Raw genomic sequence first — 3,710 nt, 5'->3', positions numbered from 1 at the left:
GAGCTGGCCGTGCAGGTCCTGCCACTCGCGGATGCGCAGGTGTCGCGGATCCAGGCGTGCGCCGGGTCGTCGCAGATGCGCCACGCACGCTCCGGCGACGGCCCGGCCATCACGTTCAGGTAGTACAGGTCGTGCCCCGGCGGCGCCATCGACGGGCCGTGCCAGCCGTGCGGGATCAGCACGGCGTCGCCGCTGCGGACCTCCGCCAGCACGTCGATCGGACGTCCCGGCGAGCCGTAGACGCGCTGGTAGGCCATGCCGTCCCGGGCGACCTCGAAGTAGTAGATCTCCTCCAGGACCGACTCGCCGGGCCTCTGCTCGTCATGCTTGTGCGGCGGGAACGACGACCAGCACCCGGCCGGCGTCAGCACCTCGCACGCGATCAGCTTCTCGGCGAACGGGAACCCCTCCGGCGTCCCGAAGTTGTTGACCTGCCGGCTCGCCGACCCCGCGCCCCGCAACTCCACCGGGACCTTCTCCGCCGGTCCGTAGCGCGGTGCGAGCCGCCGCTCGCACCGGGCGCCCGCCAGCGCGAACCGCCCGCCGCCGCGGACGGTCACCCGGGCGTCGCGCGGCACGTAGGCGAAGTCGCTGACCCGGGCGAAGACGTCCTCGCGGCCCTCCAGCTCGAACCGCTCGCCGTCGCACTCCACGGCGCACGACCCCGCCAGCGGCAGCACGATCGTCTCGAACTCACCGGTGTCGAACGTGTGGGAGCCGCCTTCCGGCAGCTCCAGAACCCGCAGCCCCGAATAGGCCCAGCCGGCCGACTCGGGGGTCACGACGAGCCCGTACGGGGCTTCCGCGGCGGTTCCGGCGGGGAGGTGGTACTTCATCGTGGCTCCTTGAGGAGTTCGTCGACCTCGTCTTGCGTGGGCATCGCGTCGGAGCAGGCGATACGGGACGCGACGATCGCCCCCGCGGCGCCCGCGAACCCGACGAGCCGCCGCAGGTCCCATCCGGCGAGCAGGCCGTGGCAGACGGCGCCGCCGAACGCGTCTCCGGCGCCGAGTCCGTTGACGACGTCCACCTTGACGGGGGGCACCTCCACGACCTCGTCGGCCGTCGCCGCGAGGACGCCTTCCGGGCCCATCTTCACGATGGCGAGCTCCGGGCCGCGGGCCAGGATCGCGCGGGCGGCGGCGCGCGGCTCCCGCTCCCCCACGGCGACCTCGCACTCCTCCAGGTTTCCGACCGCGACCTTCGCCCGTTCCAAGGCGAGGCCCGCCCAGTGCGGGGCCTCCGACGGGTCGTCCCACAGCATCGGCCGGTAGTCGAGGTCGATGACGGTCTGCCCGGGGTGCTCCCCCAGCGCGGTCAGGGTCGCCTCCCTGCTGGGCTCCTGGGAGAGGCCCGTGACCGTGGCCCAGACGATGCGCGCCGAGCGGATCGCGTCGAGGTCGAGCTCGTCCGGACGGATCTCCAGGTCGGGAGCCTTGGGGTAGCGGTAGAAGTACAGCGGGAAGTCGTCGGGCGGGAAGATCTCGCAGAAGGCCAGCGGGGTCGGCAGGCCGGGGACGGCGGTGACGAACCGGTCGTCCACGCCGTAGCCCCGAAGGGCCTTGTGGACGAACCGGCCGAAGGGGTCCTCCCCCGTGCGCGTGACGACGGCGGTCCTGCGGCCGTACCTGGCCGCCGCCACGGCGACGTTGGTCGGGCTGCCGCCGAGGTACTTGCCGAACGACTCGACGTCCTCCAGCGGCGTGCCCACCTGGTTCGGATAGACGTCGACGCTGACCCGCCCCATCGTGATGAGGTCGAACGTCATCGGGCCACCCCGGCGAGGTAGTCGAGGCTCCTGCGGACGTCGCCGCACGGTCCGGCGTCCCGCGCGGGTTCGCCGGTGAGGACGGTGTCCTGCTCCATCACCCACCAGCCTTCGTAACCGGAGACCTCCAAGGTCCGGATGATGTCGGGGATGTCGATGTCGCCGTCCCCGAGCGGCTTGTACAGACCGTCCCGCACCGCGCTCGTGTACGTGATGTCTCCCTTGAGTACCTGTTGGGCAAGGCCCACGTCCACGTCCTTCAGATGGACATGCGCTATGCGCGGCGCCGCGAAACGCGCCAGCCACACCGGATCGGTCCCGCCGACCAAGAGGTGCCCTGTGTCGAGGCAGAGTGGGATGCTGCATCCGCCCAGCACGCGTTCGACCTCGGCGCGCCGCTCCACGACCGTCCCAACGTGAGGATGCAGGGTGGCGAGCCTGCCGCGCTCGGCGGCGCGCGCGGCGATCGCGTCGAGGTTCGCGAGCAACGCCGCCCACGCCTTGGTGTCGAGGACGGGGCGCTCGTCGTATCCGTCGAGTCCGGTCGCGGCGGCCAGGACGAGGACACCGTCGATGTCGTCCAGCGCCTGCTCGACCACGGGCAGCGGGTCGAACGCGGGGTCGTGCAGAACGACGGGCACGAACGCCCCTACGAGACCCAGGCCGAACGAGGTCAGCAGTTCGTCCCGCTCCTGCGCGGCCCGGGGGAGGAAGCCGTCCGGCCCCAGTTCCGTGGCGGCGAGGCCGAGGTCGCGCATCTCGGCGAGCACCCGGTCCGGTTCCATCTGGTGGCCCCAGCCGGGCACCTCGCACACACCCCACGAGATCGGCGCGCCGGCGATCCTCACCGCCGCACCTCCTCGACGGCCACCATCCGCCCTTGCCGCATGGACAGCTCGCACGCCTCGGCGAGGTAGAACGCCTCCAGCGCCTCTTCCGGCGGGCACGGATTGGCGCGGCGGCCCGCCACGACGTCCGCGAAGGCCCGCAGTTCGGCGTCGTAGGCGTCGGTGAAGCGCTCCATGAAACCGCCGTAGGGCGCCCTGGGCTGGTCCCCGTCCGGGAGCGCGGTCGCGGGGGTCCGGTCGTCCAGGCCGGCGATGACGCTGTCCTTGGACCCGAACAGTTCCAGGCGCGCGTCGTACCCGGCGGCGTTGTAGCGGGTGGCCGAGACCTGGCCGAGCGCCCCGTCGTCCAGGACGAGCATCGCCGAACCCGTGTCGACGTCCCCGGCCTCGCGGAAGAAGTCGTCGCCCCGGTTGGCGCCCACCGCCATCACGCGGACGACCTCGCGGCCCGTGACGAACCGGATGAGGTCCAGGTCGTGGATGAGGCAGTCGCGGAACAGCCCGCCGGAGGTGGGGACGTACTCGGCCGGCGGCGGCGCCGGGTCGAAGCTGCACGAGCGGACGGTGTGCAGCCAGCCGAGCCTCCCGGACGCGAGGGCCTCGCGCGCCGCCGCGTTCCCGGCGTCGAACCGGCGCTGGAACCCGACCTGCACCGGAACGCCGCCGCCGGCCGCCGCCCGGACGATTTGGAACGTTCCATCAATATCGGACGCGAGCGGCTTCTCGCAGAAGACGGGGGTTCGCGCCGCCACGGCGCGCTCCACCAGGGCCGCGTGCGCGTCCGTGGCCGCCGCGACGACCAGGCCGTCCAGTCCGGCGGAGAAGAGCCCCTCGACGGTCTCCAGCGCGGTGACCTCGGACGGTCCCCCGCCCAGGCGCGCGGCCAGATCCCGGGCGCGCTCCGGTGCGGCGTCCGCGACGACCACCGCCTCGACCTCGGGCAACTCTCGCAACGCGGCGGCGTGGCGCGCACCGATGCGCCCCGCGCCGGCCAGTCCGATCCTCATCGATCCCCTCCCGGTGGGCGGTCAGATGGAGACACGAGTCTGATGGAGCGTTCCAGAAGCGTCAACGCCCCGACCGTCCGCCTCTCC

General features: G+C 72.7%; 4 protein-coding genes. All 4 read right to left on the bottom strand.

Annotated features, from left to right (window positions below; genetic code table 11):
• On the bottom strand, positions 1-836 hold an 836-nt coding region (gene iolB / locus AB0C69_RS39760; protein ID WP_360361494.1), incomplete at its 3' end, for a 5-deoxy-glucuronate isomerase.
• Positions 833-1,768 (bottom strand): 5-dehydro-2-deoxygluconokinase, encoded by a 936-nt coding sequence (gene iolC / locus AB0C69_RS39755; RefSeq protein ID WP_345184556.1) that lies wholly within the window; start codon positions 1,766-1,768, stop codon positions 833-835. The genes iolC and iolB, both read right to left, overlap by 4 nt.
• A complete protein-coding gene (locus tag AB0C69_RS39750) occupies positions 1,765-2,616 on the bottom strand; it encodes a TIM barrel protein (protein ID WP_353835511.1) in 852 nt (283 codons plus the stop codon). The genes iolC and AB0C69_RS39750 overlap by 4 nt, the downstream gene beginning before the upstream one ends.
• Positions 2,613-3,623: a Gfo/Idh/MocA family oxidoreductase gene (locus AB0C69_RS39745; protein WP_360361490.1), complete on the bottom strand. Its 1,011-nt coding sequence runs from the start codon at positions 3,621-3,623 to the stop codon at positions 2,613-2,615. The genes AB0C69_RS39750 and AB0C69_RS39745 overlap by 4 nt, the downstream gene beginning before the upstream one ends.
• Positions 3,624-3,710 lie beyond the last annotated feature (87 nt).

The sequence above is a fragment of the Actinomadura sp. NPDC048032 genome (genome assembly GCF_040653175.1).
GTDB classification, from domain to species: domain Bacteria; phylum Actinomycetota; class Actinomycetes; order Streptosporangiales; family Streptosporangiaceae; genus Spirillospora; species Spirillospora verrucosospora.
The sequence above is the reverse complement of the archived record's forward strand: the minus strand, read 5'-3'. Positions and strand labels throughout refer to the sequence as shown.